General features: G+C 67.5%; 28 protein-coding genes. 2 read left to right on the top strand and 26 right to left on the bottom strand.

Annotated elements, in window-relative coordinates:
• Window positions 1-4: 4 nt before the first annotated feature.
• The 14 genes from rnc to AB1446_05390 form a co-directional block, all read right to left on the bottom strand.
• Complete coding sequence (gene rnc / locus AB1446_05455; protein MEW6546349.1) at window positions 5-724, bottom strand: ribonuclease III; 720 nt, start codon at window positions 722-724, stop codon at window positions 5-7.
• Window positions 714-1958 carry a beta-ketoacyl-ACP synthase II gene (gene fabF, locus AB1446_05450; protein MEW6546348.1) on the bottom strand — a complete coding sequence of 415 codons (1245 nt, stop codon included), beginning with the start codon at window positions 1956-1958 and terminating at the stop codon, window positions 714-716. Before fabF ends, rnc begins: the two co-directional genes overlap by 11 nt.
• 14 nt (window positions 1959-1972) lie before the next feature.
• The gene (gene acpP / locus AB1446_05445) at window positions 1973-2218 is read right to left on the bottom strand and encodes an acyl carrier protein (GenBank protein ID MEW6546347.1); all 246 of its coding nucleotides are present in this window, start codon (window positions 2216-2218) and stop codon (window positions 1973-1975) included.
• 73 nt (window positions 2219-2291) lie between these two features.
• Window positions 2292-3242 carry an ACP S-malonyltransferase gene (fabD, locus tag AB1446_05440; protein ID MEW6546346.1) on the bottom strand — a complete coding sequence of 317 codons (951 nt, stop codon included), beginning with the start codon at window positions 3240-3242 and terminating at the stop codon, window positions 2292-2294.
• Window positions 3243-3256: 14 nt separating this feature from the next.
• Entirely contained in the window at window positions 3257-4267 is a 1011-nt protein-coding gene (locus AB1446_05435; GenBank protein ID MEW6546345.1) for a beta-ketoacyl-ACP synthase III, read from the bottom strand.
• Window positions 4268-4274: 7 nt separating this feature from the next.
• A complete protein-coding gene (gene fapR / locus AB1446_05430) occupies window positions 4275-4949 on the bottom strand; it encodes a transcription factor FapR (GenBank protein MEW6546344.1) in 675 nt (224 codons plus the stop codon).
• Between the two features lie 75 nt (window positions 4950-5024).
• Window positions 5025-5222: a 50S ribosomal protein L32 gene (gene rpmF / locus AB1446_05425; GenBank protein ID MEW6546343.1), complete on the bottom strand. Its 198-nt coding sequence runs from the start codon at window positions 5220-5222 to the stop codon at window positions 5025-5027.
• A 6-nt stretch (window positions 5223-5228) separates the two neighbouring features.
• Window positions 5229-5756: a DUF177 domain-containing protein gene (locus AB1446_05420; protein MEW6546342.1), complete on the bottom strand. Its 528-nt coding sequence runs from the start codon at window positions 5754-5756 to the stop codon at window positions 5229-5231.
• A 59-nt stretch (window positions 5757-5815) separates the two neighbouring features.
• Window positions 5816-6781: a hypothetical protein gene (locus tag AB1446_05415; protein MEW6546341.1), complete on the bottom strand. Its 966-nt coding sequence runs from the start codon at window positions 6779-6781 to the stop codon at window positions 5816-5818.
• Window positions 6778-7293, bottom strand: a complete 516-nt coding sequence (locus tag AB1446_05410) for an ATPase (protein MEW6546340.1) — start codon at window positions 7291-7293, stop codon at window positions 6778-6780. Before AB1446_05410 ends, AB1446_05415 begins: the two co-directional genes overlap by 4 nt.
• 86 nt (window positions 7294-7379) lie before the next feature.
• Window positions 7380-7862 (bottom strand): pantetheine-phosphate adenylyltransferase, encoded by a 483-nt coding sequence (gene coaD, locus AB1446_05405; protein MEW6546339.1) that lies wholly within the window; start codon window positions 7860-7862, stop codon window positions 7380-7382.
• Window positions 7859-8410 (bottom strand): 16S rRNA (guanine(966)-N(2))-methyltransferase RsmD, encoded by a 552-nt coding sequence (gene rsmD, locus AB1446_05400; GenBank protein MEW6546338.1) that lies wholly within the window; start codon window positions 8408-8410, stop codon window positions 7859-7861. The genes coaD and rsmD overlap by 4 nt, the downstream gene beginning before the upstream one ends.
• A gap of 134 nt (window positions 8411-8544) precedes the next feature.
• Complete coding sequence (locus AB1446_05395; GenBank protein MEW6546337.1) at window positions 8545-9549, bottom strand: HesA/MoeB/ThiF family protein; 1005 nt, start codon at window positions 9547-9549, stop codon at window positions 8545-8547.
• A 201-nt stretch (window positions 9550-9750) separates the two neighbouring features.
• Window positions 9751-9930: a hypothetical protein gene (locus AB1446_05390; GenBank protein MEW6546336.1), complete on the bottom strand. Its 180-nt coding sequence runs from the start codon at window positions 9928-9930 to the stop codon at window positions 9751-9753.
• Window positions 9931-10245: 315 nt separating this feature from the next.
• Here AB1446_05390 and gpr point away from each other — a divergent pair, with 315 nt between their 5' ends.
• Entirely contained in the window at window positions 10246-11229 is a 984-nt protein-coding gene (gpr, locus tag AB1446_05385) for a GPR endopeptidase (protein ID MEW6546335.1), read from the top strand.
• 43 nt (window positions 11230-11272) lie between these two features.
• Here the strand turns inward: gpr and AB1446_05380 are convergent, their stop codons facing one another.
• The 4 genes from AB1446_05380 to AB1446_05365 form a co-directional block, all read right to left on the bottom strand.
• On the bottom strand, window positions 11273-11512 hold the full coding sequence (locus tag AB1446_05380) for an alpha/beta-type small acid-soluble spore protein (GenBank protein ID MEW6546334.1): 240 nt from the start codon (window positions 11510-11512) through the stop codon (window positions 11273-11275).
• A gap of 161 nt (window positions 11513-11673) precedes the next feature.
• A complete protein-coding gene (recG, locus tag AB1446_05375) occupies window positions 11674-13743 on the bottom strand; it encodes an ATP-dependent DNA helicase RecG (GenBank protein ID MEW6546333.1) in 2070 nt (689 codons plus the stop codon).
• A 5-nt stretch (window positions 13744-13748) separates the two neighbouring features.
• Window positions 13749-15332, bottom strand: coding sequence for a DAK2 domain-containing protein (locus AB1446_05370; GenBank protein MEW6546332.1), 1584 nt, complete (start codon window positions 15330-15332; stop codon window positions 13749-13751).
• Between the two features lie 45 nt (window positions 15333-15377).
• Entirely contained in the window at window positions 15378-15725 is a 348-nt protein-coding gene (locus AB1446_05365) for an Asp23/Gls24 family envelope stress response protein (GenBank protein MEW6546331.1), read from the bottom strand.
• Window positions 15726-15857: 132 nt separating this feature from the next.
• On the opposite strand from AB1446_05365, the gene rpmB reads away from it, so the two are divergent.
• The gene (gene rpmB / locus AB1446_05360; GenBank protein ID MEW6546330.1) at window positions 15858-16049 is read left to right on the top strand and encodes a 50S ribosomal protein L28; all 192 of its coding nucleotides are present in this window, start codon (window positions 15858-15860) and stop codon (window positions 16047-16049) included.
• Here rpmB and hslO read toward each other — a convergent pair.
• The 8 genes from hslO to fmt all read right to left on the bottom strand — a co-directional run bounded on the left by hslO (window position 16018) and on the right by fmt (window position 24674).
• The gene (gene hslO / locus AB1446_05355; protein ID MEW6546329.1) at window positions 16018-16887 is read right to left on the bottom strand and encodes an Hsp33 family molecular chaperone HslO; all 870 of its coding nucleotides are present in this window, start codon (window positions 16885-16887) and stop codon (window positions 16018-16020) included. The genes rpmB and hslO overlap by 32 nt on opposite strands.
• 133 nt (window positions 16888-17020) lie before the next feature.
• On the bottom strand, window positions 17021-17689 hold the full coding sequence (rpe, locus tag AB1446_05350) for a ribulose-phosphate 3-epimerase (GenBank protein ID MEW6546328.1): 669 nt from the start codon (window positions 17687-17689) through the stop codon (window positions 17021-17023).
• Window positions 17686-18552 (bottom strand): ribosome small subunit-dependent GTPase A, encoded by an 867-nt coding sequence (gene rsgA / locus AB1446_05345; protein MEW6546327.1) that lies wholly within the window; start codon window positions 18550-18552, stop codon window positions 17686-17688. The genes rpe and rsgA overlap by 4 nt, the downstream gene beginning before the upstream one ends.
• A gap of 12 nt (window positions 18553-18564) precedes the next feature.
• Complete coding sequence (locus AB1446_05340) at window positions 18565-20400, bottom strand: PASTA domain-containing protein (GenBank protein MEW6546326.1); 1836 nt, start codon at window positions 20398-20400, stop codon at window positions 18565-18567.
• On the bottom strand, window positions 20397-21173 hold the full coding sequence (locus tag AB1446_05335) for a protein phosphatase 2C domain-containing protein (GenBank protein MEW6546325.1): 777 nt from the start codon (window positions 21171-21173) through the stop codon (window positions 20397-20399). Before AB1446_05335 ends, AB1446_05340 begins: the two co-directional genes overlap by 4 nt.
• Window positions 21174-21213: 40 nt before the next feature.
• Entirely contained in the window at window positions 21214-22572 is a 1359-nt protein-coding gene (gene rsmB / locus AB1446_05330; protein ID MEW6546324.1) for a 16S rRNA (cytosine(967)-C(5))-methyltransferase RsmB, read from the bottom strand.
• Window position 22573: 1 nt separating this feature from the next.
• Window positions 22574-23272 (bottom strand): zinc metallopeptidase, encoded by a 699-nt coding sequence (locus AB1446_05325; GenBank protein MEW6546323.1) that lies wholly within the window; start codon window positions 23270-23272, stop codon window positions 22574-22576.
• A 1-nt stretch (window position 23273) separates the two neighbouring features.
• On the bottom strand, window positions 23274-24674 hold the full coding sequence (fmt, locus tag AB1446_05320; protein MEW6546322.1) for a methionyl-tRNA formyltransferase: 1401 nt from the start codon (window positions 24672-24674) through the stop codon (window positions 23274-23276).
• Between the last annotated feature and the right edge of the window lie 11 nt (window positions 24675-24685).

Below are 24685 nucleotides of genomic sequence, written 5' to 3'. Positions count from 1 at the left end.
CGATTTATTTCGCCAGCTTAGGGCTCAATTCCTCCAAAGCAATCCGGGCAGCTTCCTGTTCAGCCGCTTTCTTGCTCCGCCCCCTTCCCCGGCCCGCCACCCGGCCATCCACCAGCACTTCCACTGTGAAGACGCGGGCATGATCCGGGCCCTCCTCAGCCACCACCCGGTAAGAAACAGTGCCCCCCTGTTCCTGCACCCTCTCCTGCAGGGTGCTCTTGAAATCACCCGTCCCCCGTTTCAGGGCGCGCTCCACTGCGGGGGCAAGCTGGTCCACCACGAAGTCACGCGCTCTCTGCCAGCCGCCGTCCAGGTAGAGGGCAGCGCACACCGCCTCGAATACGTCTGCCAGAAGGGCGGGCTTGCTCGCCCCCCCGCTCTGCTCTTCCCCCCGGCCCAGGAAGAGCAGCCCCCCCAGGCCCAGCCGGCGCGCGGCCTGAGCCAGGGCCCCCTCGCCCACCGCGGCAGCCTTGAGCCGGCTGAGTTCTCCCTCCCGCGCCCCCGGGAACCGGGAATACAGGTAGGAGGCCACGGCCAGCCCCACCACCGCATCCCCCAGGAACTCCAGGCGCTCGTTGGAGTCACGCCCTGCCCCGGCGTGCTCCTGCACCCAGGAACTGTGAGTGACGGCCTGAAGGAAAAGGCCGTCACTGCGGAACTCCCCCAGTACCCGTCGCAGATGCGCGAGTACCAGGACCTCTCGACCGGCGTCCTCAACCCTCATAGCGCTTCACGATCAGGGTGGCGTTCTGGCCTCCGAAGCCGAATGAGTTGGATAAAGCCACGTCCACCCGATGCGGCCGCGCCCGGTTGGGCACGTAATCCAGGTCGCACTCGGGATCGGGATACTCGTAGTTGATGGTGGGAGGAACCACACCATCGCGGATAGCCAGGATGCACGCCGCCAGTTCCACCACCCCGGCTGCACCCAGCAGGTGGCCGGTCATGGACTTGGTGGATGACACCGGGATGCGGTAGGCGTACTCCCCGAACACCGCCTTGATGGCCGCCGTCTCCGCGGCATCCCCAAGCGGGGTAGCGGTACCGTGTGCGTTGATGTAGTCCACGTCGGTGGGCTCGAGCCCGGCGTCAGTCAGGGCCCTCTTCATGGCCCGGGCTCCCCCGTTGCCGTCCGGGGGAGGAGCGGTGACGTGGTAGGCATCTCCCGTCATCCCGTAACCGGCCAATTCGGCGTAAATGCGGGCGCCGCGGGCCCGGGCAAAGGGGAGCGACTCCAGGACCAGGACCCCCGCTCCCTCTCCCATCACGAACCCGTCCCGCCGGGCATCGAAAGGACGGCTCGCCCGGGCGGGATCGTCGTTGCGCTCGGACAGAGCCTTCATGGAACAGAACCCGGCCAGGGCGATGGGCACCAGACACCCCTCGGTGCCGCCGGTGAGCATGACCTGGGCTTCCCCCCGCTGCAGGATGCGGAAGGCGTCCCCGATCGCGTTCGCCGAGGCGGCACAGGCGGTCACGTGAGTAGTGTTGGGGCCCCGGGCCCCCAGGGAGATGGCCAGCTGCCCCCCCGCCATGTTGGCGATCATCATGGGGATGAAGAAAGGGCTCACCCGGTCGGGGCCCTTATCCGCCATCACGCCCATCTGATCAACCAGGGTGTGGATGCCTCCGATGCCCGTGCCCATGGTGATGCCCACCTGATCCAGGTCGCAATCCTCCAGCCGCAAGCGGGCATCCTGGAGGGCCAGGTGAGCTGCCGCGAGGGCCATCTGGACGAAACGGTCCATGCGGCGGGCGTCGCGGCGGTCCATGTACTGGAGGGGATCGAAGTCATCCACCTGGGCCGCGATGCGGACGGGAAACTGGCTGGCATCAAACCGGGTAATGGGCCCCACCCCGGAGCGGCCTTCCTGCAGGGAGCGCCAGAACGCCTCCACCCCGGTTCCCACCGGGGTGATAAGGCCCATACCCGTAACCACTACTCGCTGGCGCTGCACGGTTTCACCCTTGGTCAGGAAACCCGCTCCCGAATGTACTCAACGGCGTCCCCCACCGTCTGGATCTTCTCGGCATCCTCATCGGGGATCTCGATTTCAAACTCCTCTTCGATGGCCATGAGAAGTTCCACCACGTCGAGGGAATCTGCCCCCAGGTCGTCCTGGAAGGAGGCCTCCATGGTAACCGCCTCGTCATCTACGCCGAGTTGCTCCACTATGATCCGCTTCAGCTTCTGGAAGATGGCGTCCTTACCCGCCACTATCCCCACCCCCTGCTGGCAATTAGAGAGATCTGGCACGGTCCCCGTTATCTGGGCAAGTGCCTCGCCAATATTAGCAAACCTCCTCCCGGGAATCAAGCAGCCGCCCCAGGGAAGGCAGGTCGCCCACGCTGAAAACCGGAACCTGTGGGCAGATCCGTTTGCAGAAGCCGGCCAGCACCGTCCCCGGGCCCACTTCCACGAACAGCCGGACCCCGTCACCCACCAGCCTGCGCACGCAATCCTCCCACCGCACCGGGTGATCCACCTGCTGCTCCAGGGACTTCCGCACTTCCTCCGCCGTGGTCACGTAGTTGCCGTGCACGTTGGCCACCACCGGGAAGGCCGGGTCCTTGATCTGGGCGCGGGCGAGGTCACGCGCCAGCCTCTCGCGGGCCGGCGCCATCAGGGAGGAGTGGAAGGGTGCACTCACTGCCAGCTCCTGCACCCGCCGCGCCCCCGCTTCCCTGGCCAGCCTCATCACCTCCCGCACCGCCCCGGCGTGTCCGGCCACCACCGTCTGCCCCGGGCAGTTGTAGTTGACCGGCTCCACCACCCCCTCTTTTTGCGCCCGGCGGCAGATTTCCTCCACCTCCAGAGCCGATATCCCCATCACCGCGGCCATGGCGCCCTCCCCCGGGGGGACGGCCTCCTGCATGTACCTCCCCCGCCGCCGCACCAGGCTCACCGCCTCTTCGAAAGCAAGGGCTCCCGCCGCCACCAGGGCAGTGTACTCTCCCAGACTGAGGCCTGCGGCTGCCTGCGGGACTATGCCGTGGGCGGCAAGCACCTGCGCCACCGCCCAGGAAACCGTGAGCACGGCCGGCTGGGTGTTCTCGGTGAGGTTAAGTTGCTCCGCGGGCCCCCCGAAACACAGTTTCTCCAGGTCAATCCCCGCCGCCCGGCTGGCCCGCGAGAACACCTCCCGCACCACCGGGAACTCCCGGTACAGGTCCTCCCCCATGCCCACGTACTGGGCCCCCTGGCCCGGGAAGAGAAACGCCACCCGCATCCCGGCACCCATCGCGTCCGCCCTCCTCACCAGCGGCAGGCCGCCGCCGCCCAACTGAGCCCCGCTCCGAATGCCACCATGAGCAACAAGTCCCCCGGGGAAACCCTCCCCTCCCGGGCGGCCTCGTAAAGGGCCACCGGGACGGAACCGGCGGACATGTTCCCGTACCGCTCCAGGTTCACCACCACCTTGTGGGGGGGAAAGCCCAGGCGGCGGACGGCTGCGTCCACGATGCGCAGATTGGCCTGGTGGGGGATGAACAGGTCCACGTCCTCCGGCGTAAGTCCCAGGTCCTCCAGCAGGCCCAGCGAGGCCTCCTCGGTGACCCGGACGGCAAACTTGAATACCTCCTGGCCGTTCATGCGTATGTAATGCAGCCTCCCGGCCACCGTCTCGGCGCTGGCGGGCAGGCGCGACCCTCCCGCCGGGAGGTAGAGATGCTTGCCGCCAGACCCGTCGGAACCCAGGCGGAACCCCAGAAAACCCCGGTGCCCCTTCTCGCGGGCAAGCACCGCTGCCCCCACCCCGTCCCCGAAGAGAACGCAGGTGGAGCGATCCTGCCAGTCCGTTATCCGGGAGAGGACGTCTCCCCCCACCACCAGAGCATACTCCGCCATCCCCGCCTCGATCATCCCGGTTGCCACCGCACATCCGTACAGGAACCCCGTGCAACCCGCAGAGAGGTCGAAGGCAGCTACCCCCGACGCGCCCAGGCGGTCGGCCACCAGGCAGGCGGTAGCAGGGAAGGCCATGTCGGGAGTCACCGTACCCACCACCACCAGGTCGAGCCGAGCTGGAGAAATGTCAGCCTGGGCCAGGGCCTCGCGGGCGGCAGAGACGGCCAGGTCCGAGGTGGCCGTCTCCGGAGCGGCTATCCGCCGCTCCCTGATCCCGGTGCGGGAGACGATCCACTCGTCGCTGGTGTCCACCATCTTCTCCAGGTCGAAATTGGTGAGTACCTTCTCCCCCACCGCCACCCCCATGCCCACGATGCGAGCCCGCACCCGGTCTTCCGTAACGTCAGTGGGTCCAGGCAACCCCGGTTCACTCCTCTCCTGCCCGGCCGCTTGCAGCCTTCCCCGCGGCACCAGGCTCCGGAGCCTGGCCCTCCTGGGGTGGCAGCGGGAAAACCACGAACTTGGCCCGGAATACCTGCTCGCCCCGGGAACGGGTCACCACCTGCACCACCAGGCTCCTGCCCTTGTGGCGCAGCACCTGGGCGTGGGCCAAAAGCTTTTCCCCCACCCGCACGGAACGTTTGAACTTGAGGTTGGCGAGGCCGGTCAGGGCCACCGGGGCATCCACCAGGGCCAGGGCCAGGGACTCGGCCTGGGCAAAGATAAAGTGGCCCCGCACGATGCCGGTGCGGCAAAACGCCATCTCCGGCCCCGTCTCCAGCATGGAAACCGCACTCTGCCCCAACCTGATGTCAACCAGGTCGCCCACAATTTCCTGGCTGGAAAGGGCTTTCACCGCACCCAGGGTGCGCTGGGCCACCTCGCGTGTGCGCTGCCTGAGTTCGGGGATACCCAGGGCCATGCGGTCAAGCCGTATGGTCTGCACGCTCACCGCGAAAGCGTGCGCCAACTCCTCGTCCGTGAGGAAGGGGTTTTCCCGCAACTTCTCCTGCAGGAGCAGACGCCGGTGCCGGCGCCCCAGGCCGGTGCCATCTTCCCGGCCACCCCCCACCGCCCGCTGGACTGCTTGCGACCTGGGCATAACACCACCTTCTAGCTGGTGCTGCCAACAAGTATACAGCGAGCAGCCATCCGGGGCAAGAGTCCGGCCAGTTCTTCAGGACTTCTTTTTCTTCGCCTCTTCCAGATCCAGCACTTTGCGGCCCGCGTAGTAACCGCACGCCTGGCAGGCCCGATGCGACACTACGGGCTCATGGCAACGGGGACATTCCCCCATCGTGGCCGGCTGCAGGCGCCAGTGGGACCTGCGCATGCCCCGCCTGGACCGGGACGTTTTCTTCTTGGGAACGGCCAAAGCACATCACTCCTTCCGGGTCAGGAAACGACGCAGGGGTTCCAGGCGAGGGTCAACCTCCTCCACCCGGCAGGAACAGGTACCTTCATCCAGCCGGCGGCCGCACACCGGGCAAAGTCCCGGGCACTCGGGCCGGCACAGGGGCTGGGACGGCAGGGCCAGGATCAGATTCTGGCGCACCGCCTCCGTCAGGTCCATGGTGTCCCCCTGGAAAAACCAGACCTCTGCACCACTTTCCTCGGAAATCTCTTCCCGTCCGGGAAGAGAGGGGCTCCCCTCCCGGAACTCCTCCCGGAGGGGGGTGCGCACGGTCTCGCGGAAGGAAGCCAGGCAGCGGCCGCAAATGGCCTCCACCGTGGCCCGTATCTCCCCTTCCACCAGGTAGGCAGGACCTGTGTTCAGGACGGTGCCCTCGACCTCCACGGGACCAACCAGGGAGATGCCCGCCGGCAGGCCATCGGGCAGGGGCTCGCAAAACGAGAACCCCATTCTCGCTCCCGTCTGGGGACGCAGCCCGGAAATGTCCACCTGCACACCTTCCACCTTCTTTGCCCGGCGGCAATTATATGGGGCAGGCGAGCGCCTGTCAACGATCAGCGCAGGGCCTGCACGGCGGCCACCGCCTGGGTCAGGGAAGTCACACCCACCACCCGCAGGCCGGGGGCGGCCCGCCGCGCCTCCTCCTCCTGCTGGGCCGGCACCAGGAACAGGTCCGCCCCCGCCTGCCAGGCGGCCCGTGCCTTGAGATCTACCCCTCCGGTCCTGCCCACCTCCCCCGCGGGGTCAAGACTGCCCGTGGCCACCACCCTGACCCCGGCAGGGATATCGAGTTTTCCGAGCTGGCGCAGGATCTCCAGGCCGCAGGCCAGGCCCCCCGAGGGCCCTCCCACCTCCTGGCTCTTCAGCTGGAGGGGGAACCCCGGTACCACAGGCTCCAGGCTGGCAAGGCCCACTCCCCGCAGGTCATCGGCCCGCACCCGCAACTCCTTCCCCCCGCTCACCCTGACCAGAGCAAATCCCCGCTCGCCCAATTCCCGCCGCAGATGAAAGGTGGTGGGGTAACCTTCCAGCACATCGCCCGGCCGCAACCGGGACGCCAGGGGGCTGGCGCGGGATACCCACTGCACCAGGATTCCTTTTCCTGCAGGCTCGAGCTGCCCCTGCACCAACGAAAGGGCCGCTGCAGCGGCAAACTGGGCCGACTCCGTGAACAGGGCCCGTTCTGCCGCCATGTATTGTTCCACGGGAAGGGGCAGGGAGCGGCCCCACACCACCTCGCGCCAGGGATGAAGCAGGGCGAGGGCAACCTCCCATGCCCGTCCGGGGCAGGCGGCCACCGTTACCATGCCCACCCCCCGGCCCCCCGTTACGGAACCCGGCACGGCGATGATGTCCGCCAGGTCGAAAACGCGGCCCGGACTCAACACCAGGAAAGGAGAGGGAAGCCAGGCCAGCAGGAGCCCGAGACCCAGCCCTGCTGCCAGCTTCACCCACCGTGGGACCCCGGTACGCCGCCGGGCGTACCCGCGCACCCGCTCCCGCAAGAGATCTCCCCTCACCCCGCGGCTCCCGGGGGCTTCCCCCCACGTTCCGCCGCGGGCTGCATCTCCTGTCCCCCCGCTTGCGCCTCCAGCTCCTGCCGGCCGCGCCGCACCGTCTCCAGGGCCCTGGTGAGCCAGTTCTCCAATTGCTCCAGCACTCCCCCGGCATACCGATAGGATTCCTCTTTGATCTCTTGCGCGGCGCGCTCCGCCTCCATTATGACCTGCTTACCCTTTTCCCCGGCCAGGCGCACGATCTCGTGTTCCTCGGCCTGGGCGCGCGCCTTCTCACGGGCCGCTTCCAGGATCTGCTCGGCCTCAAAGCGGGCCTGGTGCAGGATCTGGTCCCGCTGACGGAGGAGGGAACGTGCCTCGGCGACCTCGCGAGGCAGGCTGGAGCGCAACTCATCCAGCAGCGCGAATACCTGCTCCTGGTCGACCAGGACGCGCTTTCCGAAGGGAACTCGTGGAGCATCCGAGACGATCCTTTCGAGCCGGTCCAGGAGAGCTTCCGGACCCGGAGCGTACACTGCTCACCACCTCATTCCGCCACCGGTCATGGCAGCCGGGAACGCCACCCCACTCCGCTGCGACCACGCTGGCGAGCCGGGCCGCCTCACTCCGCCGTCGGCCACATCTGGCGCAGCCGCCGCTCCACGGAAGGGGGGACCAGGCCGGTGACACAACCACCCAGGGACGCCACCTCTTTTATCAGGCTGGACGACAGGTAGGCGTACTGGCTGGACGTGAGAATGAAGACCGTTTCCACCTCGGGATCGAGCTTTTTGTTCATGAGTGCCATGCGGAACTCGTAGTCGAAATCCGACATGGCGCGCAGACCCTTGATGATCACCCGGGCGCCCACCTTGCGCACGTAGGGGATGAGCAGGCCCTGAGACGAATCCACCTCCACGTTGGGGAGGTGGGAGGTGACTTCTCTCAACATGGTCACCCTTTCCTCCACACTGAACAGTGGCTGCTTGCTCGGGTTGTTGAACACCGTCACCACAAGGTGGTCGAAAATCCTGGCCGCCCGCTCGATGATATCCAGGTGCCCTGCCGTCACAGGGTCAAAGCTTCCCGGGTATACGGCCTTCAATGTGCACCCCCCTCAAGTTTGTAGAAAGAAAGCCGCGTCTCTCCGTACGTCTCTCTCCGCAGCAGCCGCCATCCCCTACTGGATATGTCCTCCCTGCCGCTGTGCTGAACCACCACCAGAGTTTCGGCCACGACCCCGGACCACCCTGCCAGGGCAGACAGCACCCGCTCCCCCTGGCCCAGGCCGTACGGGGGATCGGCGAAGACGACAGCATAGGTCCGGTCCGCAGGCCGGGCCAGGAAACGCGCCACCGGAACCGCGATCACCCGGGCACGCCCGTCCAGTCCCGTAGCAGCCAGGTTCTGAGCCAGCACCCGGCACGCCGGCCCGTGCTGCTCGACGAAGTCGGCGCAGGGGGCCCCGCGGCTGAGCGCCTCTATCCCCACCGCCCCGGTACCCGCGTAAAGGTCCAGAAAGGCACCCCCGAGGATGCTCTCTCCCAGGATGGAAAACAGAGCAGCCCGCACCCTGGCGGGGGTCGGGCGCATGGCCGTGCCCCTCAGGGACCGTAGCGGGCGCCCTCTGGCTTGACCAGCGATCACACGCATGGGCAAAGGCTTACTTCCACCGGATGACAATTATAACACAAGGGCCGCGCCTCCGGGCGGCTCGGCCCGCCACCCCAAGGAAATGACGCCTCATGGCTACGCCTCACAGAGCCCAGACTGGTATAAGAACCCGCTTACCGGGGGAACCTTTCAGGGGGATTTCCCCGACTCTTTCCTCCGGTTTCTCCTCTCCCAAATGGGCCAGGCCCCGCCTGGCCATCTCTTTTGCCCCGGCGGCGCCACCAGGCGGCCGACATGCGGGCAAGCACGAAGGGTACCACGCCGGCCTGCCCGCTGCGCAGGTCGAAAGTGAACACCTGGCCCGCTGAGGACGTGTCGCCCAGCAGCACCCGCACGGCCTGGCCTGCCTGCCAGGCCGCCATCAGGGCAGGAGTGGGGGCAGGCGCCCCGGACCCCAGCACCTCTGAGGGCGACGGAACGTCGTCTTCCCGGTAAAAACATTCCAGTCCCGGGCCCCCCGGCAAAACAAGCAGCACCCGCCCCTGCCAGCCCCGGATGGCCCCGTGCACCAGGGGCAGGCCAAGTTCCCGGCAGGCCGCCTGCAGGACCAGACGGCTTCGCCCGCTGTCCAGACAATCCACCACCACGCGCGCCTGGTGACTGGCCCCGGCCGGCTCCTGCAGGATGGCGCGGGCATTATCGGCGGTGAGTGCCTGGCACCGCACCACCACTTGCAGGTGAGGATTTATCTCGTGCACCCGCTCCCGGGCCACCTCGGCCTTGGGCCGGCCCAGGGTGCGGCGCGTGGCGAGCACCTGGCGGTTGAGGTTGGATTCCTCAAAGCAGTCCGGGTCAACCAGGACCAGCGTTCCTACCCCGGCCCGGGCGAGGATCTCCGCCACCAGGCCCCCTGCCCCGCCCAATCCAACGACCGTAGCCCGGGAGTCGAGGAGGCGCATCTGACCGGGTGTACCCACCGCACCCACGTTGCGCAGATACCGCGCCGGAACCATATCCGCAGCCAGGGCCAGGTGCTCAATTTGCAACACCGGTTTTCCCCACTGGCTGGCCACGGATTCCAGGTCTGCGTCACTCACTACCAGGTGGCCGGCCTCCTCCCGCCGGCTCCGCGAGCGCAGGGCAGCCACGGCCTCCTCCGTCCAGTCCCCCCCACCCATAGGCACCACCGCCTCTTTCCCGCATACTCCCCCGGCCCTGCTCAACGTCCAAAATATTCTCGACCCGGGGCCGGGCATTCCTGCCGCAGGCGCCCTGAACCGGAAGTCTCCATCCCGCGCGCTGTCGAAAGGGCCCGGCCCCTTTCGGGGTCCGGGCCCGCACTCCCGGTACGTAGTTCAGGCAATTGCGCCCGCTACGGATCACACAACGCTCGGTTGCAGCACTGTCACCGGGGAAGTATCCCGGCTGGTTATGGACTCAATCCCCTTGGTCCGGATTACAATCATGCGCTTACAGTGGCGGCACTTGATCCAGATTTCGTCCCCTTCGATCTGGCACACGATCTTCTTGCACTGGCAACGCAGGTTCTCCAAAGCCATTTCCGATCCCCCCTTGCATCTGCAGTCCGGGCTCAGGCCCTCCCACTTGGTGCCGGGTCGGCTCACCCCCCTCTAATAGTGATAAATTTCACTTGCCAAGCCAAAAACCCTTCGGCCTCGACCAACGATAATATAACACTTGCGTTCACAAGCGCTCAAGGGTAACCCGCCCCCGTGCTAATCGGAACAATAGGGAAACCAGCCCCATGCTCCTTCTTATACCCCCAATCTCCTTTTCTTAACCTCTTACGCAGGCGAGAATAGGTGGCCCGCCCCGGGAAAGCATACCGGCGGGGAGGTGCGATGTCCTTGCAGGTGTCTACCGACGTTTTCCGCGACTGCGACGTGTACACCGACTTGGCCCTGGAGGCTTCCGAGCGGGTGCGCGCCCGCACGGGAAGGGAAATCCCCGGGGTGAGCGTGGAGGAGTTGAGCCGCGACGGCATCAAGATCACCCGCGTGAAAATCCAGGATGAAGACGGGGCCGCCCTGATGGGAAAGCCACCTGGAACGTACGTCACCATAGAGGCCCCCCAACTGCGGTCCCGCAGCCGGGAACTGGCGGATCGCGTGTCCGGGGTCATCGCCGAGGAACTGGCGCCCCTCGCCCAACTGCGGGCGGATGCCACCGTGCTGGTGGTAGGACTGGGGAACTGGCGCGCCACCCCCGACGCCCTGGGCCCGCGCGTGGTCGAGCAGGTATTCGTTACACGCCACCTCAGGGAGATGGTGCCTCCGGAACTCAAGGGCAGGATGCGCGCGCTCTGCGCCATTGCCCCCGGCGTGCTGGGTGTCACCGGCATCGAGACGGGGGAGGTCATCCGCGGCGTCGTCTCCCGGGTTAACCCCGACCTGGTGGTGGCGGTCGACTCCCTGGCCGCCCGCAGCCTGGACCGCATCATGACCACCGTGCAACTGGCCGACACCGGCATCCAGCCCGGTTCGGGAGTGGGAAACCGGCGCCTGAGCGTGGACCGGGAATCGGTGGGCGCCCCCGTCATCGCAGTGGGATGCCCCACCGTGGTGTACGCCATGACCATCGCCATGGAAGCCATCGGTCAGGTAAGTCACCACGTACCGCAGGCGGCCGACCTGCGCACCTACCTCCAGGGACTGGACGCCCGGGGGAAACAAGAGTTCCTGGGCGGGATCCTGCGGCCGATTATGGGAGAGATGGTGGTAACTCCCAAAGAAGTGGATGCCGATGTGGAAGAGATGGCCCGCATTATCGCGGGCGGCATCAACGCTGCCTTCCACCCCGGCATCACGGAAGAGGATGTGGCCCGCTACCTCCGGTAACGGGGATGCCCGGCTCGCGCCGGGCATCCCCGCTCCACCCCAGCTACCGGCCTGCGGGCCTGGGAGGGGTCGTACCTCCGGCCAGGGAGCGCTCAGCCTGTTCGATCATCCGGCGCACCATGTGGCCGCCCACTGCACCGCACTGCCGGGACGAGAAGTCACCCCAGTAGTCATCGGGCGGAGGGGTGATTCCCACCTCAGGCGCTACTTCATACTTGAAGTTCTGCAGTGCCGGTCCGGCCTCACGCACGAGGGCCCGGTTTCTCTTCTGACCCTGGGCCACGGAAGTTCACCTCCTTGCAGCTTTCTGCTCCTAGTTTCACTCGCGGGCAGTCTATTATGCTGGAACCGTATGGGGAAACCGGCGAAGAAGCCCCATTTGTGCAAATGCAACCTCATGGAATTTGAAACTGCATGGGAAAGCAGCGCGGGGTCCCGTTTACGTCAGCCGATCTGGACCAGACCGAGGCGTTCCCCGTAGCGCCCGAGGAGGGTCTGGCGCAGGAGATGGTGCTGGGGAGAGCGCAGCCCGGGATCGCGCGCCACCAGCGAAGCAGCGGCAGCCCGGGCCTGCTCCAGCAGGGGCAGGTCCCTGAGGGGATGGGCCACTTTGAAATCCGGCAGGCCGTGCTGCCGGAGTCCGAAGAACTCACCCGGCCCGCGCAGGCGCAGATCCTCCTCGGCGATTTCGAACCCGTCCGTGGTGCGCTCCATGGCTTGCAGGCGCATGCGGGCCTCCTCGCTGCCCGGGTCGCCGATGAGGAGGCAGTACGAGGGCTGGCTCCCCCGGCCCACGCGGCCCCGCAACTGGTGAAGCTGGGCCAGACCGAATCGTTCGGCTCCCTCCACCACCATAACGGTGGCATTGGGGACGTCCACCCCCACCTCGATCACAGTGGTGGCCACCAGCACCTGGATTTCCCCCGCCCGGAACTGAGACATCACTTTTTCCCGATCCCGGGCCGGCAGCCGCCCGTGTACCAGCCCCACCGGCACCCCCCGGAGTTCCCCGCTCTCCAGGTCGGCGGCCAGCCGGGTGGCCGCCTCCGCTTGCAGCTTGTCCGATTCCTCCACCAGGGGGCAGACCACGTAGGCCTGGTTCCCTTTCCGGAGCTCCTGGCGTACGAAGGCGTACGCCTCCCGCCGCTTGACGGAAGGAAGCCAGTGCGTCTCCACGGGTCGGCGACCGGGGGGCATCTCATCGATGACGCTCAGGTCCAGGTCGCCAAACACGGTGAGAGCCAGGGTGCGGGGGATGGGGGTGGCGGTCATCACCAGCACATCGGCGGCCAGACCCTTTTCCAGCAGCATGGCCCGCTGTCTCACGCCGAAGCGGTGCTGTTCGTCGGTGATGGCCAGCGACATGCGAGGCAGCATCACACTCTCACCGATGAGGGCGTGGGTGCCCACGTATACGCCCGCCTCTCCCCTGCCCATGGTCTCCAGTACGCGGGCCCGCTCCGTGCCGCTCTGGCTGCCTGTGAGCAGGCCCACCCGTATGCCCAGCGGTTCCAGCAGGGGGACCAGGTTCTGGTAATGCTGCTCAGCCAGGATTTCCGTGGGGACCATGAAGGCGCACTGGTACCCTGCCCCCGCCGCCTTGAGGGCGGCCATGGCCGCCACCACCGTCTTGCCCGATCCCACGTCCCCCTGCAGCAGCCGGTTCATGGGGCGGGGGGACTCCATGTCGGTGCGGATCTCGCCATAAACGCGTTCCTGGGCGGCCGTCAGGCGGTAAGGCAGGCAACGGCGAAAGCGCTCCAGCAGCTCACCATCGGGGGGATGACTGATCCCCTGCCGCTCCTTGACCTGGCGCTTCTGCAGGGCGATGGCAAGCTGCAAGAGGAACAACTCTTCGAAGGCAAGCCTGCGGCGGGCAGCCTCCAGGCTGGCCTCGTCAGTGGGGAAATGCATGTCCCGGATGGCGGTGGCGGCAGGGACCAGGCCGGCACTCTCCCGTACCTCGGGGGGCAAGACCTCGGGAACCAGGGGCGCGAACTGGTCCACCACCTCTTTGGCCAGGGCGCGCAGGGGACGCTGGAAAATGCCCTCTTTAAGGGGATAAACCGGGACCAGGCGCCCCACGTGCAGGGGATCCGCCCCCGTTTCCACCTCGTACTCGGGGTTGTCCATGCGCCACTCCCCGAACCGCCGTTCCACCCGCCCGGAGAATATGACCGTCATGCCCCGACGGAACTGGTTCTTGCGAAAGGGCTGGTTGAACCAGGTCCCCCACAGGGTACCGCTGCGGTCGCTTATGCCCACCCTGAGCAGGGAAAGGCCGGGCCGCGGGCGCCGCTCTTCGATGGAGGACACGACCCCCCGCACCGTGTGCACCTCGCCCGGGCGAAGGCGTGCCACGGGACACAGCTCCCGCCGATCCTCGTGGCGCCTGGGGAAATAAAAGAGCAGATCCTCTACCGTGCGCAGGCCCAGGCGGGCCAGTTCCCGCGCCCGCGCCGGTCCCACCCCTTTGCAGAAGCGCAGGGGCATGCCGAGTCCCTGTTCGGTCAAAACCCTCACTCCACGGATATCACGTAATGGTGCAGGGGTTGTCCTCCGTAATGCACCTCAACCAGCAATTGGGGATACCGCGCCCGAACCCGGTCCGCTACCCGGGCGGCGGCCGGCGGCTCTACGCCCGCCCCGTAAAACAGGGTAACCGCAGTGCTGCTACCCGTGACCGCCCGCTCCAGCAGCGCCAGCACGGCCTCCTCGCAGGTGGGAGCCGCCACCACCAGTTGATCCTCCAGGAACCCCACCGCATCACCCCTGCGTACGGGCACTTCTCCCGCTGCAGAATCCCTCACCGCCCGCGCGACCTGAGCCGTCTTCACCCCGCCGACGGCGGCCTGCATGCAGCGGACGTTCTCGCCGGCCCCAAGGTCGGGGTTGAAGGCGAGGGCAGCCGCCATCACCTGGGGACCGGACAGGGCGGGGACCACCTGCACGGGAACACGGCTGAGAGATGCCACCTGGCGGGCTACCGCCCAGGCGTTGGGATGCCCGGGGAGTATGATGACCTCCCGGGCCGAGGTCTGCCCCACCGCCTCAAGCAGTTCGCTGGCGCTGGGGTTCATGGTGGGACCTCCCGGCACCACCACCACGCCCAAACTGCCCAGTATCTCCGCCCAGCCCTCTCCAGGTGCCACGGCCACCACCGCTACCCCGGTTTCCGGTTGACCCTCGGCAGCCGGAGCGAGGCTCGCCACCTGCAGGCGCATGTCCTCCACGCGCGCCTCCACCAACCCCTGGTCCACAAGCAGGGCGAGCACCCGGTCAGGACAGGCGGTGTGGATGTGAATGCGGACCACGTCGTTGTCTTCGGCCAGCACCAGGGAGTCTCCCAGCGCCTGCAGATCCTGGCGCAGGCGGGACCACTTGCCCTTTCCCCGGATGGTAGCCACCAGATCGTAGGGAGAAGGTCCCGCATACCCGGGCACAGCCACACTCACGGGCTCGGGTTCCACCATCTGGGCGAACCCTTCTTCACCCACCAGGGCGGCCAGCAGTCCCTCGAGGATGTAAACCAGGCCCTGTCCCCCGGCATCCACCACGCCGGCTTTCTTCAGCACCGGCAGGAGGTCCGGCGTGCGCCCCAGGGTTTCGCGGGCGACGGTCCAGGCCTCCCGCAGAACGGCCACCGCGTCCCGCGTGCGCCGGCCAACTTCCACCGCGCGGCGGGCGGCCTCCCGCGCCACCGTGAGGATGGTGCCCTCCACGGGGCGGACAACCGCCCGGTATGCCGCCTGCACACCTTCCTGCAAAGCCAGACCCAGGTCGAGCCCGTCCGCTTCCCGCTTCCCTTCGAAGGTGCGGGCCAGGCCCCGGAATATCTGGGAAAGGATCACCCCCGAGTTGCCCCGAGCTCCCAGCAGCGAGCCCCGGGCCAGGGCGCCGCTCACCTCATCCAGAGACGACGATCCCACTTTTTCCATCTCGGCCTGGGCCGAGCGCATGGTGAGCAGGAGGTTGGTGCCCGTATCCCCGTCAGGAACGGGGAATACGTTGAGCTGATCCACCTCGGCCCGGTGCCTCTCCAGGTACCTGGTGGCCAGGCCTATCATCCGGCGCAGGTCCCATCCCCCGATGCGTCCCGGCACGCTCTGCTCCCCCCACAGGGCGACTGGCGGGTCCGGCAAGCTCTTCTAGACGCGTACGCCCTGTACATGCACGGTAACGTGGCCCACCGGAATCCCGGCCTCCTGCACCGCCCGGCATACCCGCTCGGCCGCCTCGCGGCCCACCGCGGGGATACGGTTGCCGTATCCAACCATGATGTTCAAGGTCAGATGCACTTTTCCTCCCCGCACGGAAACCTCCACGCCGCGGGCCAGGCTCTCCCGCCCCAGCAGTTCGGCCAGCCCGGCCCCCACTCCCCGGGCTGCCATCCCCGCCACCCCCGGGCACTCGCTGGCAGCGGCACCCGCCAGGGTGGCGATGGCCTCATCGCTCCAGACCACCTTGCCCAGCCGGTTGGTCACCTCATAAGGCAAATCATCTGCCCTCCTCGGCATCAGCCCCCGGATGGTGCTCGGTGAGCGCTACACGTACTGCGTGAGCTGGTGGACACCCGAGCAATCCCATGCTAAAATGGGACGGACTCTCGTGTCAAAGGAGAATGCGCTATGGGCCGCAAATGCGTTGTGTGTGGGAAAGACGCCTGGGTAGGGTTCCAGATCAGCCACTCCCACCGGCGCACCAAGAGGCGTTGGAACCCCAACCTGCAGAAGATCCGCATCGTACATGACGGGCGGGTGCGCCGGGCCCTGGTATGCACCAGTTGCCTCAAGGCGGGGAAGGTGCAGCGGGCCGTTTGACCCAGGCCCTGATTTCTTCCACCGGCACCCGGTAAGTACGGCCGCAAAAATGGCAGCGGGCCTCCAGGATTTCGTCTGCGGCTGCATCGTTCAGATCGACGGTGGCCAGGGCCTCCAAGAGCCGCGCCCGCGTACACCGGCAGCGGTAGAAAACGGGTTGAGGCGGCGTAAACAGGACCGGGTAAGCGGAAAGGACCCCCAGGATGATCTCCTCGGGGGTCTTTCCCTGTTCTATCAGGCTGCTCGGCGCGGGGAGCCGCCCCAGACTCGTCTCCAGTTGTTGCAACTCCTCGGGTCCCGGGCCTCCCGGGAGCACCTGGACCAGCAGGCCTCCCGCGGCGCGCACCTTCCCGCTCGGTTCCACCAGTACACCCAGGGCCATCGCAGAGGGGGTCTGCTCGGAGGTAGCCAGGTAGTAAGCCAGGTCGGTGGCAATCTCCCCGCTCACCAGGGGAGCTCGCCCCGTGTAGGGCTCCTTCAGCCCCATGTCCCTGGTGACGTACACGTACCCCCGCCCCACCCCCCGGCCGACGTCCAGCTTGTTGTCCGGGGTGGGAGGAAGCTCGACCGCGGGGTTTTCCACGTAGCCCCGCACCGCCCCGCCGGCCCGGCCTTCCGCAATGATCCCTCCCAGGGGACCATCTCCCACCACCCGGATGGTGATACTCTCTTCCCCCTTCAGGGTGGACGCCAGCAGGGCCGCCCCGGCCAGTGCCCGCCCCAGGGCGGCCGTGGCCAGGGCGGAGGTCCGGTGACGGCGACGGGCCTCCTGGACGGCCCCGGTGAGGCGGACGGCCAGGGCAACCAGAGGGGGATCCTTGACCACCGCCCTGACCAGGTAATCGGTCAGGCGGCCCGGCGACCCAACGCGCGTACCAGGATGCGTATTATGGGCCCCAGGGCGCGGGGAACCCTGTACACGCTGAACCTGATCACCAGCTCCATCCTCCCTCATGCCCAGGTCCCTCACATTATATTCCCGCTCCGGCGGGCGGGGTTCGGAGAGCCCGGATGGCGGCAGCGTAGTCGGGGGCACCGAACACCGCGGTACCGGCTACCAGGATGGTGGCCCCGGCTCGCCGGGCCAGGGGTGCGGTCTCGGGATTGATGCCACCGTCCACTTCGATTTCCGCCCGCAGCCCTCGCTCGCGCAGGCGCGACACCGCTTCCACCTTGTTCAGGGCGGCGGCAATGAGGGCCTGGCCCCCGTAGCCCGGGTTCACGGTCATCACCAGCACCACATCCACCAAATCCCCCACGTACGTGAGCACATCAATGGGAGTGGCGGGATTGAAGGCCACGCCCGCCCGGGCTCCCAGCTCCCTGATCGCCCCCAGCACGCGGTGCAGATGGGGGCAGGTCTCCGCGTGCACCGTTATTATGTCCGCGCCCGCCTCCCGAAAAGAGGCCAGGTGCCGCTCGGGGTTGACCACCATGAGGTGGACATCCAGGGGAATGCGCACGAGCGGCCTGATGGCAGCCACCACCTGTTGTCCCACCGTGATGGGGGGGACGAAACACCCGTCCATGACGTCAATATGCAGGAGATCGGCACCCGCTTCCTCCGCCGCTCGGGCCGCCCGGCCCAGGTGGGCAAAGTCGGCCGCCAGCAGCGAAGGAGCCACCTTAACGTCGCTCACCAGGGTAAAGCCTCCTCGATTTCACCCAGCAACTCAAGGTACAGCCGGTAGCGCCAGGGAGCCACGCGCCCCTGTTCCGCCGCCTCCCGCACCGCGCAATCCGGCTCGGCCCGATGGTAGCAATCCGCGAAGCGGCAATGCGGTGCCAGTTCCAGCATTTCCGGGAACAGGGCCGCCAGTTCCCGCCGGTCCACACCGGCGAGATCCAGGCGGGAAAAACCGGGGGTATCGGCCACCATCCCTCCGTTCACGTCCAGCAGACGGGCCAGGCGGGTGGTGTGGCGACCGCGCCGCACGCGGGGGGAAATTTCCCCGGTGGCCAGCGCCAGGCCGGGTCGCAGCGCGTTGAGCAGGCGGGATTTCCCCACCCCGCTCTGACCGGCCAGCACGGAAACCCTGCCGTGGAGCAGCGGCCGCAGCTCGTCCAGTCCTTCCCCCGTGACAGCGCTGGTCACCACCAGCCGATAGGGAACGGCCCGGAAGAGATCCCGCACCTGGGAACGCTCTCCTTCTTCCAGCAGGTCGGCCTTGCTGAGCACCGCCACCGCGCCCACACCGGCCTTCTCCGCCGCCACGAGGACCCTGCCCACGTGCCCCAGGTCCAGGGGCGGGTCCCGGTAAGAAAACACCACCAGGACCTGGTCCACGTTGGCCACCACGGGCCGATCCAGCAGATTGCGGCGGGGAAACACTTCCTCCACGACCGGAGCCGCCCGGCTCCCGCCCACCCGGACCAGGTCACCTGCTACCACACCCAGGGCCTCCCGGCGCAGGCGGCCCCGCAGGCGGCAACTCAGTTCTTCCCCTCCCTCTAGGCGCACCGCCACCCGGTCGCCGTAACAACCCAGTACCTGCCCGCGCACAACCGACCGCTCCTACTTCAGTACCCCCTCGTAAACCACCTGTCCGTCGCACATGGTCTTCACCGCCGCCTGTGCCCCCGCCCAGGTCACCACCACCGGGAAATCGGAACCTCCCGGCCTTTGGCCGGAGAAAACCACTGCGGTGCCCAGTTCGTCCGTCACCACCACCTGGACGAGGTGGGTCTCCTCGACCTTACCGGGGACGGAGACCAGCACCAGAGAACGGTGGACGGGCAGGGAAGTACCCTTGCTGCGCTTGATATTGACCACCGTATCCTGGGGCACCGTCTCCCCGGCCGCGGGTTCCTGCCCGCACACCGTCCCCCGCGGCAAGGCATTGGGTACTTCCTCCACCGCGCCCAGCGCCAACCCCGCCTCCTTGAGCCGGGAGGAGGCCTGTTCCACGGTGAGTCCGTAGACCGACGGCACCTGGGTGGGCTTGGGCTCCGGTCCCGAGGAAACCTCCAGGTCCACGGCAGACCCCTTCACGGCGGGGTCCCCCGCCCGGGGGCGCTGGGATATGACAGTATCCCTGGGCTGGGTGTCGTGGTAGCGATACGTGGCCCTGGCCTCCAGCCCTACCGAACGCAGGATCTCCTGTGCCTCCCGCAGCGTCTTCCCCTCCACGGCAGGCACCCCACCCTTGACGAACTCGGGGCCAAGGCTGATCCAGAGTTTGACCATTCCACCCTTTTTCACCGGTTCCCCCGGGTCGGGATCCTGGTTGATGACGTGAGACACCTCCACCTCGGAGGAATATAGCTGCCCCACCACTTCGTATTGCAACCCCTGGGAGCGCAGTTGCTCCTGGGCAGAAGCCAGATCCATCCTGAGCACGTTGGGAGTGGTGAGGGTGGGCACGTACCACCACCGCGAGAAGGCGTAGCCGCCGTACGCCAACAGGCCCAAGACCAGGATCGTGAAGAGGACCCAGGACACCAGGCGAGGACGCCTGGTCACCCGCTGGTGGCGCACCGGACGCAGGTTGTGCTCCCCAATCACAGCCTCACCCCCCCGGACAGAGGCCACCCCCGACTGGGCAGCCACCCCCTGCAGGTCGGCCAGCAACTCCCCGGCGGACGCATACCGCTCGTCCGGATCCTTTCGGAGCGCCCGCATGACCACCTTTTCCAGCCCGGGCGGGGTCCGGGGTGCCAAACGGCGCAGGGGAACAGGTTGTTCGTGCACGTGCTTCAGGGCCACGCTGATGGGGTTCTCCCCCTCGAAGGGGAGCCGCCCTGTGAGCATGCGGTAGAGCACCACGCCCAGGGCGTACACGTCCGCCTGCTGGTCTCCCGGCGCCCCCTGCACCTGCTCGGGGGCCAGGTAATGCACCGAACCCACGATGGCACCGGGGTGGGTCACCGTAGAGGCTACCCCGGCGCGGGCAATGCCGAAGTCGGTGACCTTAACCTGTCCCCCCGGCGCCAGCAGGATGTTCTGAGGCTTGATGTCCCGGTGGACGACGTCATGGGAGTGGGCGTGCTCCAGGGCCGCCGCCACCAGGGAAGCCACCCGCACCGCCTCCCCCGGAGGGAGAGGCCCCCGGTCCAGGCGCTGCTCCAGGGTATGGCCGGGCACATACTCCATGACCAGGTAGTGGAGGTCCCCGTCCTGACCCACATCGAACAGGCTCACGATGTTGGGATGGGACAGGCAGGCCGCCGCTTTGGCCTCCCGCCGGAACCGCCGCAGGAAGTCGGCGTCGGCGGCCAGTTCCGGGCGCAGGACCTTGATGGCCACGGTACGGCCCAGCCAGGTGTCTTCGGCCCGGTACACCACCCCCATGCCGCCCGCACCCAGCCGCTCCACCACCTGATAGCGACCAGCCAGCTTCCTGCCGATCAACGATTGTCCTCCCAACGTGCCTCCGCCACCACCACTGTCACATTATCGGGTCCACCCCGCCGATTCGCCATTTCCACCAACCGGCCGGCGGCCAGGGGAAGGTCCCCCTGCGCCAGCACCCAGGCGATTTCAGAAGAATCAACCACTGCAGTGAGACCATCCGTGCACAGGAGGACGACGTCCCCCTGCTCAAGTTCCTTCTGCAGCAAATCCACATGAAGCCGGTCCCCTGCCCCCACCGCCTGGTCGAGCAGGTGACGCTGGGGATGGCAACGTGCCTGAGCCTCCGTGAGTTCCCCCCGCCACACCATTTCCCCCACCCGGGAGTGGTCTCGGGTGAGTTGCCTCAGAACCCCTATTCTTTCCGTCTTCCCGCTCCCCGGCCCCGCGGTACCCTCATCCGCGCGGCCGGGACGGAAGAGATAAGCGCGGCTGTCCCCCACGTGACCAATGATCACCAGCCCGGGAGTGAGCACGGCCAGGGTGAGGGTACTGGCCATGGGCTCCCGGCGGGCAAGCCCCACTTCCTGAATGCGGTGGTGGGCGGCCCAGATGGCATCGCGCAGCACCTCCGGCACCGCTGTCCCCCGGTGCTGCGCCAGCCGTTCCCTCACCACCTCCACGGCCAGGGCAGCCGCCACCTCCCCCGACTGCATCCCCCCCAGCCCGTCTGCCACCGCGCAGGCCAGCCCATCCCCAAGTTCGAGAACCATGTAGGCGTCTTCGTTGCGGGCACGCACCAACCCGGTGTCGCTGGCAGCCCAGGCCCTCACCCTTTCACCCCCGCTCCCACAAGTTCTCTGTTTCGATGCTCTATCCCTCTCCACCCTTGCGCAACCGGCATATGAAAAAACCGTCCACACCGTGCCGGTGGGGCCAGAGCTGCAACCATCCGTCCCCGCATTCTTCCCGCAACGCGGAAGGAACCCACAGGGCAATTTGGTCCGGCGTGAACTCGGGGTGCCGGGCCAGGAAAGACTCCACCACCTGCTGGTTTTCCTCCGGCTCCGTAGTGCAGGTGGAATAGACGAGCACTCCCCCCGGGGCCAGGGCAGCGGCGGCCCCGTCCAGGATTTCCCCCTGCAACCCGGCCAGGGTACGCAGATCGGCTTCACTGCGCCGCCAACGCAGGTCGGGCCGCCTGGCCACCGCGCCCAGCCCCGAACAGGGGGCATCCACCAGGATGCGGTCGGCCCGGCCTTCCCAGGCGGCAGGCAACAGTTCCCCCAGGCGCCGGGCATCTCCGGCCACGGTGTGCAGCGTCCCCAGCCCCAGGCGGATGCAACCCTCCTCCACCAGGCGTAGCCGCCGGGGGTTGACGTCCACCGCCAGCACTTCCCCCCGCCCCCCCATAAGTTCCAGCAGGTGGGCAGTCTTGGTGCCCGGGGCGCTGCACGCATCCACCACCCGCTCGCCGGGGTGGGGATCGAGCACGGGTGCCACCAGGGCGGACCCCTCGTCCTGGAGGGAGAATAACCCCTCCCGGAATGACAGCAGTTCCGCCACGGGCACCGGACTCTCCTCCAGGACAAAGCACTCAGGGCGATAACGTCCCGGCCGGGCCCGCACTCCCTCCTTTTCCAGGCGGGAGAGCAGTTCGGCGGGCCCGATGCGGGTGACATTGCACCGCCCCACCAAAAGAGGGGTACGGTTGATGGCCGCGCACAGGGCCTCAGCTTCCCCCGCCCCCAGCCTGGCAACCCACCGCCGCACCAGCCACTCCGGGCAAGAGTAAGTGAGGGAGATGCGACCCACGTCCCCCGCCTCCCGGTCGAGAGCCGGGGGGCGGGGATCCTGCGCCACCCTGCGCAGCACGGCATTGACCAGGGAGGCCGTGCCCGCATGACCGTGGGTGCGAGCCAGCTCCACCGCCTGGGACACGGCCGCGTAGGCCGCCCCCTCGGCGAACATAAGCTCGTAGGCCCCCAGGCGTAAACTGTTGCGGATGGGGACTGGCAACTTCTCCAGGGGGTGGCGCAGGTAACGGGCCAGGGTACGGTCTATTGTGAGGAGGTGGCGTACCACCCCGTAGGCCAGTTCCTGGGCAAACGCGCGCTCCCGGGGGTCTTTCTCCCAGCGGCTCAAGCGGTCAAAAGCCACGTCGGCGTAAGCACCCTTTTCGACTTCCCCCAGGATGCGCAGGGCCAGTTCCCGGCCAGCGGTGGCAGGCACCTCAGTCCTCCCGGCTGCGGGCCAGCATGAACATGCGCAGCAGCTGGGCCACCGCCATCGCCAGGGCCGCCACGTAGGTGAGGGCGGCGGCGTTCAGCACCGCCCGGGCACCCCGCACTTCTCGCTCCGTGCGCAGATATCCCCCTACCTCCAACTCGGCCAGGGCGCGGGAGCTGGCGTTGTACTCCACGGGGAGGGTGATGGCGGTGAACACCACCGCACCCAGGAACAGGATCAGCCCCAGGTTCATGAGGGATCCCGATCCCACGATGAGCCCCACGAAGAACAGGGGGATGGCGGCCTGGGAACTGAAGCTCACCACCGGCACCAGGCGGTTGCGCAGGGCCAGGGGACCGTAACCCACCGCGTGCTGGATGGCATGGCCCACCTCGTGGGCGGCCACCCCCAGGGCAGTGATGGAAAAGCCGTCGTGCACGGCGGGGGAAAGGCGCAGGACGCGCTGGCGGGGATCGTAGTGGTCGCTGAGCACCCCCGGGGTCCTGGTCACCCGCACGTCCCTTATTCCCGCCCGCCAGAGCAGTTCCTCCGCCACCTGGGCCCCGGTCTTACCAACGGAGGCCATCACCCGGGAAAACTGCTGGGCGGTGGCGGTCACCCGCGCCTGAGCATAGAGGGAAAAGATAAACGCGGGCAGCACGAACAGCAAGAGGCCGGCGTCCACACCGTATCCCCAGTACAAATCAGGTCTCCTCCTTTCCCACGAATTCTCCTACCTGCAAGCGGTAACCCCGCAGGAAGTCCGCTGCGGGCATCCAGCGTCGCCCTTCCGGCTGCACTTCCAGTACTTCTACGGCTCCCCTGCCGCAAGCCACCACAAATCCCTCGTCCGTGTGGGCCACAACCTGCCCAGGAGAGCCCACCGCCGCGGCTGCGGGCGTGTACACGCGGGCCCGCCCCACCTTTAAATGACGTCCTGCCCACCGGGTACGTGCCCCCGGTGAAGGGGCCAGGGCACGCACGTGATTTACCACGTCATCCGCGGGCCTGGTCCAGTCCAGCACCTCGTCCGCCGCCGTAATGGGGGCGGCGTAAGTGGCCAGGGATTCGTCCTGCGCCCGGCGGGGGGCCTGCCCCTTGATCAGCAGATGCAGCGTGCTCACCACCAGTTCCGCTCCCTCCCGGGCCAGCCGTGCCCGCAGGCTCCCCCCGGTATCTTCGGGAGATATGGGTACCTCTTTCTGGAGGATGATGTCCCCCGCATCGACCCGTTCCGAGACGTACAGGGTAGTCACCCCGGTCACCCGGTCACCCGCCATGATGGCCCGCTCGATGGGCGCCGGGCCCCGCCAGCGGGGCAGCAACGAGGGATGCAGGTTGACCACTGCCTTGCCCACCCCCAGAAGGGAAGCGGGAAGGATACGGCCGAAATCGGCCACCACCAGGTAATCCGGCTCCAGGGCCCGCACCTCGGCCAGGAATTCCTCCGCCCCCAGGGAGGCGGGCTGCAGCACCTCGATCCCCAGATCCCGGGCCCTTTCCTTCACCGGGGGTGCCCCCGGAACCAGGCCCCTCCCCCGGGGCCGGTCCGGACGGGTGACCACGGCCACCAGATCGCATTCTGCCTGCAGCGCCTCCAGAGTGGGCAGGGCAAACTCCCCCGTCCCCAGGAATACTACCCGGGGCGCCGGCATTACCTCGCGCACCTCCACGGCCCGATCCACGAAGAGGATACCGTTCAGGTGGTCGATCTCGTGCTGCATGGCCCGGGCCAGGAGCCCCTCCGCTTCCACCCAGATCTGGCGGCCGTGCCGGTCGAGCCCGCTCACAGTGATCTTCTCATAGCGGGGCACTTCCCCCACCAGCCCTGGCACGGACAGGCACCCCTCCACCGCTGTCTCGCTGCCCTCGGCGTGGACAATCTCGGGATTGATGAGTTCGATGGGCCCGTCGCCCACGTCCACCACGATTACCCGCCGGGAGATACCCACCTGGGGCGCCGCCAGCCCCACCCCCCGCGCCCGGCGCATTGCCACCAGCATATCGTCCAGGAGATCCCGCACCTGGCGGTTCACCCGCCGCACGGGTTTGGCCACCTTTCGTAACACGGGATCAGGATCACACCTTATCTCTCCGGATGCCATACGGCCCCGCC

It is taken from the genome of Bacillota bacterium, assembly GCA_040757085.1.
GTDB lineage: Bacteria > Bacillota > Sulfobacillia > JACIYH01 > JACIYH01 > JACIYH01.
This window is presented reverse-complemented; position numbering and strand designations above follow the sequence as displayed.